This is a genomic window from Bacillus sp. T33-2 (genome assembly GCF_002860205.1).
Taxonomy (GTDB): domain Bacteria; phylum Bacillota; class Bacilli; order Bacillales; family Cytobacillaceae; genus T33-2.
Genome location: NZ_PGVB01000025.1, coordinates 89,595 through 105,119, shown reverse-complemented (window position 1 = coordinate 105,119; position 15,525 = coordinate 89,595). Strand labels below are relative to the sequence as shown.

Here is a 15,525-nt window from a genome sequence, read left to right as displayed (position 1 = left end):
TTTTGCATGGAACTTTTATTAAAACCTAAAATTGCCTTATTCCCAAAGGGCTATATGGATGCCTTATCAAATGGTGAAATGTCTCTTTTTGACTGGATAAAAGAGGCCGGAGAACTTGGAAGTGAGGGACTGGAGTTATATCCGCTATTTTTGAAAAAAACGAATGAAGAATACTTGCAAAAAATCAAGGATGCCTGCCTAGAGTATAACCTGCAAATTCCTATGATGTGTTCTTCGCCTGATTTTACCCATCCTGATCCATTATATAGGGCAAAAGAAATAGCGAAAATGAAAAAGATGATCGATGTAATGGCTTTCTTGGGTCCTGAGGATTTTCGAAGCTGCCGTGTTCTTTCAGGTCAAGACCGCCCAGAAATATCACGGGAAAATGGAATCAAATGGACGGTTGAATGTATAGAAGCCTTACTGCCATATGCAATGGAGAAGAGAGTGCATCTTTTAATTGAAAATCACTATAAAGACGGTTTTTGGACATACCCAGAGTTTGCTCTAAACGCAGAAATATTTTTCGAGATTGTAAATGGAATCTCTTCCTCATGGTTCGGAGTGAATTATGATCCTTCAAACGCTATGTTCGCAGGCTGTGACCATGTTGATTTTCTGGATAAAGTAAAAGATAGATTAATAACCATGCATGCAAGTGACCGCTATTTAGTAGCTGGATACTCTCTTTCTGACTTGAAGCATCAACCAGTAGAGGGATACCCGAAGGCACTACAGCACGGAGTTATTGGAGAAGGGTTAATTGATTATGATGCCATTTTTGAGATTTTACATTCAAACCAGTTTACTGGCTGGATTTCAATTGAAGATGGCATAAACGGCAAAGAAGACTTAAGAAAATCATTGCAATTTTTAAAGGAGAAAAGGAATCAGTATTTCCAGTAAATACAATATAAAAGAGACATACGTGTGAATTTTGTTTTTTGAAAATTTATACTTAATAAAAGATTGTGATATTTCCGCGAATAATAAAAGGGGGTGATAGTAAACAGACGTGGCTCTTAGCAATTCCAGATAGTGAATATCTTACTAAATTAAGGGGGAAAATCGCTTGAGAATGAAAAAATCGGTGTTCATGTTGATCACGCTTATGTTAGTTTTGTCTAGTTTATTAATAGGGTGTGCAGATTCCGAAACAACATCTAAAGACAAAGAAGATAAAAAAACTGATGGTAAAAAAGTAGAATTATTTAGCTGGTGGACACGCGGCGGAGAAGCGGATGGTTTGAATGCCATTATTGACTCCTTTGCTAAATCGCACAAAGATATTGAAGTTGTGAACGCTACTGTTGCTGGCGGCGCAGGTTCAAACGCGAAAGCGGTTTTAGCCACACGCATGCAAGGTGGAGACCCGCCGGATCTGTTCCAGGTTCATGCAGGAGCTGAGTTAAATGGAAGTTGGGTTGAATCAGGAAAAATGGAGCCACTTACTGACCTATATGAAGAAGAAGGCTGGATGGATAAATTCCCTGAATCGTTAATCAGCATGATCAGCAGCGATGGCGAAATTTATTCGGTTCCGGTGAACATCCATAGAGGGAATGAATTGTGGTATAACAAGAAATTATTTGATGAGAATGGGTTGGAAGTGCCTAAAACGTTTGATGACTTCTTTAAAGTAGCTGATGCTTTAAAGAAAAAAGGGATTACTCCATTTGGATTTGGCAGTAAAGAAGGCTGGGAATCTCTGCATGTGTTTGAAACTGTTCTTGTTGGGACTCTAGGAGTGGATAATTACAACAAGCTTTGGACTGGTGAACAGAAGTTTGATAGTCCAGAAGTAAAGGATGCACTGAAAACATTTTTGAAAATGCTTTCATACGCAAATGAAGACCATCCTGCCCGGAGCTGGCAAGATGCAGCGACTTTAATTCAAGAAGATAAAGCCGCAATGACCATTATGGGTGACTGGTTACAAGGATATTATACTTCAGTTGGAATGGAAGCTAACAAGGATTACGGTTATGCCCCATCACCAAACAATGGGAACATTTTTATGGTTGTATCTGATACTTTCGCCTTGCCAAAGGGAGCAAAAAACAGTGACGCAGCCCGTGAGTTTTTAAAAGTTCTCGGCTCAGTAGAAGGACAGGATGCATTTAATCCAAAGAAAGGTTCTATTCCTGCAAGGATTGACGCAGGAAAAGGTGACTATAGCGAGTACTTAAAGGATCAAATGGAAGAATTTAAAACCAATGAGCTAACAGCAAGTATTGCACATGGTTCTGCAGCTAAAGAAGGCTTTGTGACTGAAGCAAATAAAATTGTCAATACGTTCGTAGCACAGAAAGATGTCGATGACGCTGCTAAAAAGTTGCAAGAAGCAGCGGATAATAATCTAAAATAACTGCACTAAGAGGCTGACTCATAATGGTCTGACTCCCGCCGGTCAACATTGCGAATTTCTATAAAGGATATTGACGGGGGTGAGCTGACTCATTATTTTGAGTCATCCTCTTTTCTAACAAAGTCTAGGTATAGTAGGTGGTTAATAATGAGTCTCCCTGAGACAAAGACCAATATGCAACTTAATATAAATACCAAGAAAAAGAAAGTTTTCACACAAGATCGTATAGTTTCTTTGATATTTTTGCTGCCTTCTTTAATAGGCATAGGAATATTTGTATATGGGTTTATTTTTTGGACGGGATATTTATCTTTAAGTCATGCAAACACAGCCGCTATGGATATGAGCTTTGCAGGACTGAAAAATTATCTTTTTTTATTTGATGACTTTCGATTTCAATCAGATTTTCGAAATACACTCGTCTTTACTATACTATTTGTTATTACTTCCATTGTGCTAGGAATAGTAATGTCTGCATTTATAGATTCAAAAATAAAAGGGAGCCGTTTTTTTCAAAATTTATTTATTTTTCCCATGGCGATGTCCTTTATCGTCACAGGTGCAGTTTGGCAATGGCTGTTAAATCCATCAACAGGCTATAACAAGATTCTACAATTCTTTGGAGTTGAAAACCTCCCTTTATGGTACGTTAATCCAAAAGTGTTACTTAGCTTCCCTTTCGGTGACATAGAATTTGGTATACCTGTTGCTCAAATTTCGCTGGTGATCGCCGCATTATGGCAAATGTCAGGATTCGTGATGGCTATGTATTTGTCAGGGTTGAGGGGGATCGATGATTCCTATAAGGAAGCAGCGAGAATTGACGGGGCCACTGAGCTGCAAATATTCTTTAAGGTCATTCTCCCGCTATTAAGACCTATTACGATAAGTGCTGTAATTATCGTCGGTCACATTTCCTTAAAAATATTCGATTTAATCTATGTTATGACAGGACCTGGAAATGGTTATGTAACTGATATGCCAGGAGTTTATATGTTTGAGACCACATTCAGAGGTCACCACTACGGTCAAGGTGCTGCAATTGCTATGCTTATGCTGCTATTCGTGTCCTTATTAATCATCCCTTATTTAATTTCAAATCGCCGTAAGGAAGTGGAAGAATGACACATACAATAAGGATTAATAGGCTCCTGATATATTTAATTCTCATCCTCATGTCGATCTTTTATTTAATACCACTGTACGTCATTGTGATGACCAGTTTAAAAACTGCATCAGAAGCAACACTTGATAACATTTGGAATCTTCCTTCCAGTATTGATTTTTCAGCGTATAAAGAGGCCTTCTCTATTCTGGGTCCCCATTATATAAATACGTTTTTATTAGTAATACCAGCAACGTTAATTTCGTCAATCCTTGGCTCACTGAATGGCTACGTCCTTTCGAAGTGGAAGTTCAAGGGGTCAGAAATCCTCTTTACTTTACTATTATTTGGGATGTTTATCCCTTATCAGAGTATTTTAATTCCAATGGTCACTTCATTACAAAAGCTTGGTCTTTATAACACGATTCCCGGGTTAATTCTGGTTCACGCCTTTTACGGAGTGCCAATTACAACATTAATTTTCCGGAACTTTTATGCAGGAATACCAACTTCCATGGTTGAAGCGGCGAAGTCAGATGGCTGCGGTATCCTTGGTAGCTACTATTGGATTATCCTGCCACTGTCGATTCCTGCCTTTGTCGTCACCGGTATTTGGCAATTCACATCGATTTGGAACGATTTTCTACTGGCAGTTACAGTAACTGGGAAAGAAACACAGCCTATTATGGTTGCATTACAAAGTTTAGCCGGAAGCCAAGTGACCTATTGGAATTTGCAGATGGCTGGTTCGATTCTAGCTGCTCTTCCAACAATGATTGTCTATATCTTTTTAAGTAAATATTTTATTCGCGGCATGCTTGCTGGATCGGTAAAAGGATAAGTTTTGGGGAGGTTTATCTATTGGTAACAGCGACAATGAACGCCATAAGTATAAGTGGCATAAAGAAGGTTGAATCGATTCAGGTGGAAGTTCCAAAAATTGATTCAGATGAGGTTCTAGTAAAAATAGGAGCGGTTGGTGTATGCGGGACCGACTTGGAAATCTACCACGGTGTACTAAGCTTTTTACAAGATGGAAGAGCGTCGTTTCCAATTATTCCAGGCCATGAGTGGGCAGGTGTGGTTGTTGCTGTTGGGGACGAAGTGAGCAGTTTTGCAATTGGGGATCATGTAGTTGGTGAAACTACAATCCCTTGCCGACGCTGTGAATTTTGTAAGTCTGGAAAATATAATGTCTGTCCAAATCGCTTAGAAACAGGAATTTTAGGTAAAGATGGTGCAGCTGCAGAGTTTCTTGTATACCCAGCTTCAGGTTTGTATAAATACCACCCTGACATCAGTTTCCAAGAAGCCTGTATCATTGAGCCTGCCGCAGTTGCCTATCGTGGAGTTAAATTATTAAACATAACCCCTAAAGACCGTGTAGCCGTTTTTGGTGCAGGTCCGATCGGGTTATTATCTGTCCAAATGGCTAAGTTGTTCGGTGCAAAGGAAGTGACTCTGTTCGATATGCTGGAGAACCGTCTTGAGGTGGGTAAGAAAATTGGCGCAGATAAAACAATTAATCTATCTGAACAGGCATTGGATACATCTGAAAAATTCTCTGTTTTAATTGAAGCGAGTGGCAATCCTGTTGCTTTGGAAAATATGGTTTCTGCAGCTGACCTAGGAGCTTCGCTTTGCCTATTGGGAGTTTGCGGTGGTAGGAGGGCAAGTCTTGATGTGGATAAAGTTGTAACCAGTGAAATGAACATATTGGGGTCGATAAGCAGTCCTGGTGTATGGGATACCGTAGTAGAGTTAATAGCTTCAAAAAAAGTGAACACTACAGATATTGTTAGCCATACTTTAAAAATGAGTGAATTACAAAATGTATTCGAAATGATGGAACGCCGCGATGAAACGTTGATTAAAGCCGTATTATTAAATGATTTCCAGTAAAGAGGTGATATCAATGGACGTCTATGAAAAATACAATCAATTAAAACATATCCTCCAGGAGCTTGATAGTGTTGTTGTTGCATTTTCAGGCGGGGTGGATAGCACTTTTCTAGCAAAGGTTGCATTGGATGTTTTGGGACCTGACAAAGTAATAGCTGTTACTGCTGATTCTGAAACATACCCGTCAAGTGAACTAAACGAATCCATTTCCATAGCAAAGGAAATGGGGATAACACATAAAGTCCTTTCAACTTCAGAATTGGCGATCCCAGGCTACGTAGAAAATGACTTAAACCGTTGTTACTTTTGTAAAAAGGGATTATTTACTGAACTGGAACCTATTTTAAAAAAGTATAAGTATAAAAATATAATATTTGGGTTAATTGCAGATGATATGAGTGATTACCGACCAGGAGTCCTGGCTGCAAGGGAACACGGTGTAAGAGGACCTTTACAAGAAGCTCAATTGTATAAAGAAGAGATCAGATTTTTGTCCAAGAAATTAAATCTGAGAACTTGGGATAAGCCTTCTTTTGCCTGCTTATCCTCCAGAATTGCTTATGGGGAACAGATAACGGCAGAAAAATTAACAAGGGTTGACCAGTCTGAAGAGTTATTAAAAAATCTAGGGCTTAAGCAAGTTAGAGTGAGGACACATGGAGATATAGCGAGAATAGAGGTAGAACCGCATGAGATAGAGAAAGTATTAGAAAAGCGTCGGTTCATCTCTGAAAAGCTCATTAATTTTGGCTATCAATACGTTACGGTTGATTTACTTGGATATAAGAGCGGCAGTATGAATAAGGCACTTCATAATGTGGAGACATACAGCAAGGGGATAGAAGTGGATGAACATGTCAAATCTTGAAGATCTATTATTACAAGTAAAAGAGGGTTCCGTATCAATTGATAATGCGAAATCTCAACTCTTATCCTACGTTGATTTGGGGTATGCAAAAATTGACTATGAAAGGGAACAGCGAACAGGTTTCCCTGAGGTTATTTATGGTGAAGGAAAAACAACAGAACAAATTATTGAAATCTTAGACAAGCTTAGAACGAGAATGAAAAGAATCCTGGTTACTAGAGTCGATTCTGAAAAAGGGAAAAAAATTGCCCGTACATTAGAAGATGTTTCTTATAATGAGGTCGCTCAAACGTTATTGTGGCTTCATAAGGATGAACCAGAACATAAATACGAAGGTTATATTGCCATTTTATGTGCCGGAACATCTGATTTACGTGTTGCTGAAGAGGCCGCGATTACCGCAGAAGCATTTGGCTGCAGAGTAAAACGAATATATGATGTGGGTGTAGCGGGAATTCATCGTTTATTTTCACAGCTTGATGTGATAAAGGGTGCTACATCAACGGTTATTGTTGCTGGGATGGAGGGAGCTCTTCCATCAGTCGTAGGGGGGCTTATAGATAATCCGATAATTGCAGTACCTACGAGCGTGGGGTATGGGGCAAGTTTCAATGGTCTGTCTGCATTATTAACGATGTTGAATTCTTGTGCTCCTGGTGTAACCGTTGTTAATATCGATAATGGGTTTGGAGCAGGTTATTATAGTGCTCTGCTCAACTACAATTTTTATAAACGAGTAAATTCAATGGGTGATAATTATGAAAATACTGTATCTTGATTGTTTTTCCGGGATAAGTGGAGATATGACAGTTGGAGCTTTAAGTGATTTAGGGGTCAATCAAGAACTTATAATAGCTGGGATTAAAAAACTAAAGCTCGAAAATGAAGTTGAATTAGCGTGGAAAAAGGTTAACAAAAAGGGAATTACCGCGACGAAATTCGACGTAATCATAAAAGAACATCATACGACAAAAAATCATCATGAGACCAAACATGTACATAGTCAAAATGACAATCACAGTCACAGTCATGGCCACAGTCATGATCACAGTCATGATCAAAGTCATGGCCACAGTCATGATCACAGTCATGGCCACAGTCATGATCACAGTCATGATCAAAGTCATGGCCACAGTCATGATCACACTCACAGTGACAGCCATGGCCACAGTCATGATCACAATCATAATCACAGCCATGGCCATAGTCATTATAGCCAGATTGTCCGGTTAATCGAATCCTCAGAGCTAAATGATCGTGTAAAAGAGATATCTATCAGCATTTTCACAAAAATTGGAGAAGCAGAGGCGAAAATACACGGGATTCCACTATCAAAGGTTCATTTTCACGAAGTGGGTGCAGTTGATTCGATTGTTGATATTGTAGGGACTGCTATTGCGATAGATTCCTTAAATATAGACAAAGTAGTATGTTCGCAGATACCAGTTGGGAATGGGAAAATCATGATCGACCATGGGCTTTATCCAGTCCCCGCCCCTGCAACATTAGATATTTTAAAAGGAATCCCTTTAGCGAAATCAGACATTAACGGTGAATTGACTACACCGACAGGTGCAGGAATTGCAGCAACGCTAGCTCAGGAATTTGGGCCGATTCCAGGAATGATCGTGGAGGAAATTGGCTACGGCGCGGGTACAAAGGATTTTGATAATCATCCCAATGTATTACGCGTCCTTATTGGTGAACTGTGAAGGAGGTAGTTTAATTTTGGCTGACCATTTTCAGCATAAAGATGAACATATTGATGGAGGCATGATGAAGCTCGAAGTGAATCTAGATGATATTTCGGCTGAATGGCTTGGATATCTAATGGATAAGCTTTTCGATACTGGTGTAAATGAAGCGTATTATATTCCTATTTATATGAAGAAAAACCGACCTGGAATTCTGCTCCATGTGCTCTGTCACTCTAAAAAACTAGAAAAAGTGAAAGAAGTTATCTTCCTAGAGACAACAACACTCGGTCTCAGATACTTCCCAATTCATACTCACAGACTGGAAAGAACCTTTAGTGTGGTTGAGACGCCATGGGGAACAGTGAATGTTAAAAAAGGATATTATAGCGGCGTTATGACACAGGCTTCACCTGAATATGAAGATTGCAAAAAAATTGCTGAAAGAGAAAAAATCCCGTTAAAAGTAGTATTTCAAGAGGTCTGGGGGAAAATCCATTCAAAAAGCTGAGTATGTGGTAAAGCATTTATCTATCTAAGGCGTTAAAGCTTTCACATTTAAATGTAAGAGGTCATGTATAAGGCAGTCACGAAATCGTTTAAAATAGGAGCATTCCTGTTAGAAACTTTTTCGGGGACTTGAACAAAAAAAGCCCTCTTGGTATGATGCGGGGTGTCAAATCTACACGAATTGACCCCTAACTTAGAACCAAGGAGGACTCCCATGAATTTTACTCAAAATCACAAAATTAATCAAGTCACCGAACAAACTCTCGTCATTGGGATGGATATTGCAAAGCGTACGCATTATGCCTGCTTTGTGGATGAACGGGGGCGGGTGCTCCAAAAAGCTATTCCTGTTTCACAATCGAAAGAAGGGTTTGAAGCGTTTTATCAGCGAATCCTGGCGTCCATGAAGGAATATGGCAAATCGTCGGTCATTGTCGGCATTGAACCTACTGGCCACTATTGGCTGAATCTAGCCTACTTCCTTGATGATAGAGGCATCCCTCTCGTCATGACTAATCCGATGCATGTCAAGCGTTCCAAAGAGTTGGATGACAATCTTCCAACGAAGCATGATGCAAAGGATGCCCTGGTCATCGCACGTCTGGTGAAGGACGGCCGGTTCAGTTACCCTCGCATCCTGAAAGGAATGGAAGCCGACCTTCGGGTTGGGGCTACCCTCCGGGCGAAGCTTGTAGAAGAAAGTGGTTCCGTGCGCAACCAGTTGATTCGCTGGCTGGATCGCTATTTTCCAGAGTTTGTGCAGGTGTTTCCATCATTCGGAAAAATGGCACTCGCTGCTTTGGAGCACACGCCATTCCCAAGTGATCTTGCAGGCAAAGAAGCCGAGGGAATCATGAATCTATACCGAAAAAGCGAAGGGCTCAAATCTTTACAAAAGCCTAAAGCCATGAATTGAACTCGCTCAAACCTCGATTGGCGTCAAGGAAGGACAACAGATGGCCCGTATCGAAAATGCCACACTTGTGCGCCGTTTTCGGCAACTCGAAGAAGAAGTTGAGTCACTGACCCAGAAGTTAACAGAACTTGTCCAAACATCCGTAGAATATGAATGGCTTAAGACTGTCCCTGGTTTAGGGGACGCAACCATTGTAGATTTACTATCTGAAATCGGAAGCTTTTCCCACTACCAAGATCCACGCCAACTACTAAAACTTGCGGGATTGACATTACGGGAAAATTCTTCAGGGGAGCATAAAGGCCAAAAACAGATTTCCAAGCGTGGAAGAAGGCGCTTGCGTGCCCTCCTGTTCCGTGTCGTGATGCCACTGATCCGGCATAACGAAGCGTTCCGACAGTTAAATGATTATTATACGAATCGAACGAAAAACCCTTTGAAAAAGAAGCAGTCGATTGTGGTGTTATGCGGGAAGTTACTGAAGGTATTACATGCGATAAGTACAAAACACTTGGCGTTTGACGCGCAGCGAATGATAGAGGACATTCCCAAGCTCGAAAAGGCAGCCTGACGTTCACATTCCCCCGTTTTACTAGACAACAGGATGACACGGAGAAGCCGGCAGAATTTATTCCATTCGACCTTGAGTCCCTATAGGAGCTTAGCCAGCCTCTGCCTTATGACTAGACCGAACGAAGGAATGTAGGCGCAAAGATGCCAAGAGACATGGGAGGGTACGTCATCATAAGCAACGCAGAGATCCAGGGTGCATCGAATAAAGATCACTTCACTACCACCAGATTTAACCAGTAGTGACCGCGTAGCGCACCAATCAACTGTAACAGATTCACATATTTAGAAAATTATGTTAGTGTTCGTGTCGAAAAATATTTTTTTGACACCCCCAACAACGGCTCAAACCGTTGATAAATCGATATTTATAGAGGGAGTGTTTATAAATGAAGTTAGGGGCTATAGAAGCAGGTGGCACCAAATTTGTGTGTGGAATAGGCGGGAAAAATGGAGAGCTCTATGAAAGAGTTAGTTTTCCTACGACCACCCCCGCCGAGACAATGGAGAAAGTCATTGCTTTCTTTAGGGATAAAAATGTTTCAGCCATTGGGATAGGGTCATTTGGACCGATTGATCCTGACAAGAATAGCGGCACGTACGGCTTTATCACTAGTACTCCTAAACCATATTGGAATAATTTTGACTTTGTTGGCGAGCTGCAAAAGCACTTTCCCATTCCTGTAGGATTTGATACAGATGTTAATGCAGCCGCATTAGGTGAAAATATATGGGGGGCTGCACAAGGGCTAGATAGCTGCATTTATATCACAGTAGGAACCGGCATAGGTGTTGGCGCCATAGCAGAGGGAAACCTTCTTCACGGGTTGCTCCATCCTGAAATGGGTCATATTTTAACAAGAAGACATCCTGAGGACAATTACGAAGGCAACTGTCCTTATCATAATGATTGTTTAGAAGGAATGGCATCGGGTCCTGCGATCGAGACAAGGTGGGGCAAAAAAGGTGTAGATCTTCAGCAAGAGGAAAATGTGTGGGAACTAGAGGCGTATTATCTTGCTCAAGCTATCACAAGTTATATTTTAATTCTTTCTCCCAATAAGGTCATAATTGGCGGAGGAGTCATGAAACAAGAGCAGCTTTTCCCGTTAATCCGTGAAAAAGTTTTAAAGAATTTAAATGGATACATTCACTCCAGTACAATTGTAGAAAATATTGATTCGTATATTGTACCACCTGGTTTGGGAGATAATGCCGGGCTGGTTGGTGCACTTGCATTGGCTAAAAAGGAACTTTAATAACGAAGGGGGAGGCCCAAAAGAAGTGTCCTTTGGGCCTCCCCTTTTTTCGAAGATAGCCATTTAACAGCGAGCCTTAGTGAAAAACGACCGATTAAGAATCAGGTATAACACTTTATTATGTATGATAAACGTATTTTATTAGAATGAAAGATATGTTTTTTCATAAGCCGTTTAAAGGTCAATTTTTTATAAAGCTTGCAACCAAAGTTTAAAAAGGCCTTCAATAAACGCTAATTTGTACATATAGTAAACACCAAAGACTGTACTAATTACTCCAGTGAAAAGTGTAAGTGCATTATGGGCACTTAGATGGTTGACACTTAAGACAAATGGGACACCGATAATGGTAGTGAAAAATAACATTCCAACGATCGTACCAATACCAAAGATAAAAATATAAAATACCGCCTCCCCAACATCTTGGGCAGTACTCATGGTTAAGAGAACCATTGCAGCACTTCCGGCCAAACCGTGAACAAGTCCAATAATCATAGACTTGAAATATGGAAATTTTTTGCTTTGGTTTTGGTGGTGACGGTGATGGTTCTCAGATTGAGAGTTGATTTTCTTTTTAAAGTTATAAATTCTGTTTACTCCAAGATAAATAAGCATTATACCAACAGTAAATTCTAACGACATTGACAATATTTCCGGGATTGCCCCGTTGAGTACAATAACAATGATACCAACAGCCAGCAGGGTCGATGTATGGCCAATCCCCCAAAAAACACCAGCCAATGAGGACCTGCTCAGTTTTTTGCTCTCGCTGGCAATTGTAGAAACAGCGATAATATGATCCGGTTCAATCGCATGTTTAATTCCAAGCAGGAATCCTAGGGTTAATATAGATAAGAAACTAATCTCCAATTTATTTCCTCCAACTACATTCGATTTTTTATCTTTATTATAAGTTACCTACAGAAAGGATAACACTACTTGTGATGAACTTCTCCGATTAAATAACTTTATTCATATGTAACAGCTAATTTTCAAGAGATAAAATAATACGGCTTTACAATTGTTTATTGAGGCGGAATAGGAAGATATAGAATGGATTGGAGCGTTGTTAAATGACAATAAACTGAAATTTTATAGGATGATTCAATTAGGTGTACAGTCCGGCCAAAGTACGGAAGTAAAATGCTGCAGTGTTACGATAAAAAAAAGGCAACGAATGGTTTTTAAAGATAAAGCCCCACAAGAACGTGAGGCTGACAGAATACTAAATATATATATTAATCAGATATAGCTCACAACATCTTCCAAAGGAAGCCGGGTTGTTTGGAAAGCGGGTGCTGCAGCTTTTCCTACCGCTATCAAAACTACCGGGAAATATCGAACTGAGATGTTGAATTTTTCAGCGAACGCCTGTTTATTGAAACCGCCCATTGGCACCGTGTCATAGCCTTTTGCCTTTGCGGCCAGCATCAGCTGCATGGATACAAGGCCGGCATCAAATGACGCAATGTTTTCCCGCCCCTCGATTGGAATTTGAGGATATGTTTTATTTGTTCCCTCGATCAGGCGGTTCATGTTTGCCTCATCCAGGTAACCTGCTTCATTGGCACTGCGGTAAACCTTCTCAACATTTTTGTACATTTCCCTGTCGCCCAGAACTGCAATCACCGCAGAGGATGTTTCAACCTGCTCCTGGTTATTCGCGATAGCGCGGAGTTCCTTTTTCACTTCCGCATCCTGGATGACAATGAATTTCCAGGGTTGCAGATTGCTAGAAGATGGTGCAAGAATCGCCTGTTTCAATATTTCTTCGATTTCTTCTTTTGAAATTCTATGGTTTGGGTCATATTTCCTGACAGAACGGCGTTCCCGGATGACAGTGGACAAGGTTTGCGCTGATATTGCCATATGCTCTTTCCTCCTGAAGTATATGAACTTACTTTTAGTAAGTAATGAAATTTAGATTACCATTTGCAAGTTTCTTTTTCAAAAGAAGTGCCTGCATTTTTTCTGCCCAAAATATTTTATCTCTTTATTTTTGGGTAAAGGATAGTATAGAAATTTTATAGTCAACTTTCATGCCGATTTAATCATAACGAATATAAATTTGATATAAGAGGTGATTATAGATGGTGACGAACGACAAAGACCATTTGGAAGTAGGCGACTGGATTAAAGGCAAGTCCAAACACGGGGAACTGATACACGGTTATATTGAAACGATCGATGCTTTGCGCGGCTCAGTGAAAGTGAATGTAGTGGCAAGTGATAATAAAGGAACGATTGGGAAATGCATTGTGACGCTGAACAAATGGGTCGAAAAATTTCATGATGCAGACACCAACCTGGAAGGGCAAATTATTACATTAATCGATTTGGCCCTGGCAACCGGGGACAAGGAATGGTTTATGGAACTCTCAGCAAAACTAAATTCCATTAGGCAGGATTCTGAAAAAAATGAAAGCACTGGCCAGGATATCCTGAAAGGAGAACACGGGATTGGGAAACTGTGATAAGTGTTGATTAAACCGGCGAAAAACAAACAAAAACTGGCCCCGTCAAATTTTTGACAGGGCCAGTTTTGTACGGCTTCGCATCAAACATGTTAAAAAGTGCCTGATCCCTGTGGGTACAGCGTTAACGTACCGGGGGTCAGGCACGTTTAAAGGTCCTGATTTAATTTCGCTTTTCAACAGCCTGAAGCTTGATATTTTCGTCGGCGTTCTTCTTTTGTTCTTGGTCGCCATGGACTAAATCATTCGTTGCCTTTTTGAATTCTCTCAGCGTATTGCCAAAGGCCCGGCCGATTTCAGGCAGCTTTGATGGGCCGAAAATAATTAAGGCAATGACCAGGATGAGGATCAGCCCTGGAATCCCGATGTTCTGTAACATGTTCATACCTCCTCGCTATTAAATGATTGGCATCCCATGGCGCTCCAGTGCAGCCGCTTCCAGCACGGACATGCCTTGCTTGTCCGCAAATGCGGCAAGCTTTTGGGAAACCACAGGTGCAAGGCTTGAAGGAGGTGCTGCATGGTTCATCGCACGCTGGCGTGAAGCATTCCTTCTCGCAAACGGCCCCCAAATCGCGAAGGTGATGCCAGGATCCTGTACATTCACAAAAAGTGTTTTTCCGTCCGGGGAAAACGCAGGCCCGGCAAATTCCGAACCATTCAGCTGGTTTTCGGCAAACGGGTAAACGTTGCCTTCAGGGGTCAGGCCAACAATCCGGTCATTGCCCGGCCCGTCTTCAGCAATCCATAGGTCACCCCAAGGAGTAATTGTAATGTTGTCCGGCATTTCCAATTCATTCGAGGAAGCAGATTCATAGAACAGCTCCAGCGTATTGGTTGCCGGGAAATAGCGGTAGATCCGGCCCTTTTCCTGTTCGCCTGCGCTTGTATCATCAAACCAAAATGCTCCTGCATTGAACCAAGCCCCCTCCAGCCGGCTGAACTGGATGCAGCCGAGATCCCTTGCGTCTTCCTTTGCCCGTTCTGGTTTAACCTGCTTCCAGACGATGCCAAAGGTTTGTCCGGTTTTAAAATTGCTAGCCGATGAGGAAGGCAGCTCGTCAAGCGCCATTGCTTCAAGGATGCCGCCTTTTTGAAGGGAACCGAGCTTTTGGCTGCGGTCATTTGGCGTAAAGCGGTAAAGAAAACTCGGGCTGTTATCTTCGGTCAAATACCATACGCCTGTGGCCGGGTCTACGGCACATGCTTCGTGGGAAAAGTAGCCCATGTCACGTATTGGCGTCTTTGACATTTCATTCTCAGGGTCAAACGGATTCACTTCAAAAACAAAACCATGGCCAAGATCGCGAGTTTCTTCACATGTCAGCCACGTCCCCCAGGTGGATGGGCCGCCGGCACAGTTTCGAATCGTGCCTGAGTTGGTCACATACTCATGGAGCACTTTTCTGTTCTCCCCGACAACAAGAGCAGTTGTCCCGCCGCCTGCGCCCTTGCGCCACGGATTCTTTCCGTTTACCGGATATTGCGCATTTGTGCCAATTTCATGGTTCCGTACAAGGATCGTCGTATTTTTCGGGCCCTGGTACGCAGCCATTCCATCAAGGTTTTCAGGAACGAGGTCCCCGTTTGGCATTTTGTCGCCAGTTTGTGAAATGATCCGGTATTGAAATCCCTGTGGCAGATCAAGCAGGCAGTTCGGATCCTTAACCAAGGGGCCGTAACCGCCAAAACTCCGCGCCGGTTTGTTTGCTGCTGCCAGACTCTTTGTTGCATCGCCAAGTCCATATACGCCTGTTGCACTCAAGGTCAGAGCCAAAGTGCTCATTCCGCCAACTTTTAAAAAATCACGCCTGTTCAGCCCGTTATTGCCATTCATCAAACATACCTCCACATTC

General features: G+C 41.5%; 15 protein-coding genes and 1 pseudogene. 12 read left to right on the top strand and 4 right to left on the bottom strand.

Annotated features, from left to right (window positions below):
* Positions 1-6: 6 nt before the first annotated feature.
* The 11 genes and pseudogenes from CVD19_RS17045 (at position 7) to CVD19_RS16995 (ending at position 11,195) form a co-directional block, all read left to right on the top strand.
* On the top strand, positions 7-909 hold the full coding sequence (locus CVD19_RS17045) for a sugar phosphate isomerase/epimerase family protein (protein ID WP_101583660.1): 903 nt from the start codon (positions 7-9) through the stop codon (positions 907-909).
* A 172-nt stretch (positions 910-1,081) separates the two neighbouring features.
* Positions 1,082-2,371 (top strand): ABC transporter substrate-binding protein, encoded by a 1,290-nt coding sequence (locus CVD19_RS17040; protein WP_101583712.1) that lies wholly within the window; start codon positions 1,082-1,084, stop codon positions 2,369-2,371.
* Positions 2,372-2,518: 147 nt separating this feature from the next.
* Positions 2,519-3,496, top strand: a complete 978-nt coding sequence (locus CVD19_RS17035; protein WP_101583658.1) for a carbohydrate ABC transporter permease — start codon at positions 2,519-2,521, stop codon at positions 3,494-3,496.
* Positions 3,493-4,317 carry a carbohydrate ABC transporter permease gene (locus CVD19_RS17030; RefSeq protein WP_101583655.1) on the top strand — a complete coding sequence of 275 codons (825 nt, stop codon included), beginning with the start codon at positions 3,493-3,495 and terminating at the stop codon, positions 4,315-4,317. The genes CVD19_RS17035 and CVD19_RS17030 overlap by 4 nt, the downstream gene beginning before the upstream one ends.
* A gap of 20 nt (positions 4,318-4,337) precedes the next feature.
* Complete coding sequence (locus CVD19_RS17025; protein WP_101583653.1) at positions 4,338-5,378, top strand: zinc-dependent alcohol dehydrogenase; 1,041 nt, start codon at positions 4,338-4,340, stop codon at positions 5,376-5,378.
* 13 nt (positions 5,379-5,391) lie between these two features.
* Positions 5,392-6,246 (top strand): ATP-dependent sacrificial sulfur transferase LarE, encoded by an 855-nt coding sequence (gene larE / locus CVD19_RS17020; protein ID WP_101583651.1) that lies wholly within the window; start codon positions 5,392-5,394, stop codon positions 6,244-6,246.
* A complete protein-coding gene (gene larB, locus CVD19_RS17015) occupies positions 6,233-7,024 on the top strand; it encodes a nickel pincer cofactor biosynthesis protein LarB (RefSeq protein ID WP_219620107.1) in 792 nt (263 codons plus the stop codon). The genes larE and larB overlap by 14 nt, the downstream gene beginning before the upstream one ends.
* On the top strand, positions 7,005-7,958 hold the full coding sequence (locus CVD19_RS17010) for a LarC family nickel insertion protein (RefSeq protein ID WP_101583646.1): 954 nt from the start codon (positions 7,005-7,007) through the stop codon (positions 7,956-7,958). The genes larB and CVD19_RS17010 overlap by 20 nt, the downstream gene beginning before the upstream one ends.
* A gap of 16 nt (positions 7,959-7,974) precedes the next feature.
* Positions 7,975-8,451, top strand: coding sequence for a LarC family nickel insertion protein (locus tag CVD19_RS17005; RefSeq protein WP_257985179.1), 477 nt, complete (start codon positions 7,975-7,977; stop codon positions 8,449-8,451).
* A gap of 213 nt (positions 8,452-8,664) precedes the next feature.
* Positions 8,665-9,937, top strand: a pseudogene (locus CVD19_RS17000) (IS110 family transposase).
* Positions 9,938-10,325: 388 nt separating this feature from the next.
* Positions 10,326-11,195: an ROK family protein gene (locus tag CVD19_RS16995; RefSeq protein WP_101583644.1), complete on the top strand. Its 870-nt coding sequence runs from the start codon at positions 10,326-10,328 to the stop codon at positions 11,193-11,195.
* Positions 11,196-11,384: 189 nt separating this feature from the next.
* Here the strand turns inward: CVD19_RS16995 and CVD19_RS16990 are convergent, their stop codons facing one another.
* Positions 11,385-12,065, bottom strand: coding sequence for a HoxN/HupN/NixA family nickel/cobalt transporter (locus CVD19_RS16990; protein ID WP_101583642.1), 681 nt, complete (start codon positions 12,063-12,065; stop codon positions 11,385-11,387).
* 372 nt (positions 12,066-12,437) lie between these two features.
* The gene (locus tag CVD19_RS16980) at positions 12,438-13,064 is read right to left on the bottom strand and encodes a nitroreductase family protein (RefSeq protein WP_101583638.1); all 627 of its coding nucleotides are present in this window, start codon (positions 13,062-13,064) and stop codon (positions 12,438-12,440) included.
* 221 nt (positions 13,065-13,285) lie between these two features.
* Between CVD19_RS16980 and CVD19_RS16975 the strand changes: the two genes are divergently transcribed.
* Positions 13,286-13,669 (top strand): IDEAL domain-containing protein, encoded by a 384-nt coding sequence (locus CVD19_RS16975; RefSeq protein WP_101583635.1) that lies wholly within the window; start codon positions 13,286-13,288, stop codon positions 13,667-13,669.
* A gap of 163 nt (positions 13,670-13,832) precedes the next feature.
* On the opposite strand, the gene CVD19_RS16970 is transcribed toward CVD19_RS16975, so the two are convergent.
* A complete protein-coding gene (locus CVD19_RS16970) occupies positions 13,833-14,048 on the bottom strand; it encodes a twin-arginine translocase TatA/TatE family subunit (protein ID WP_101583633.1) in 216 nt (71 codons plus the stop codon).
* An 18-nt stretch (positions 14,049-14,066) separates the two neighbouring features.
* Positions 14,067-15,506 carry an alkaline phosphatase PhoX gene (locus CVD19_RS16965; protein ID WP_101583631.1) on the bottom strand — a complete coding sequence of 480 codons (1,440 nt, stop codon included), beginning with the start codon at positions 15,504-15,506 and terminating at the stop codon, positions 14,067-14,069.
* Between the last annotated feature and the right edge of the window lie 19 nt (positions 15,507-15,525).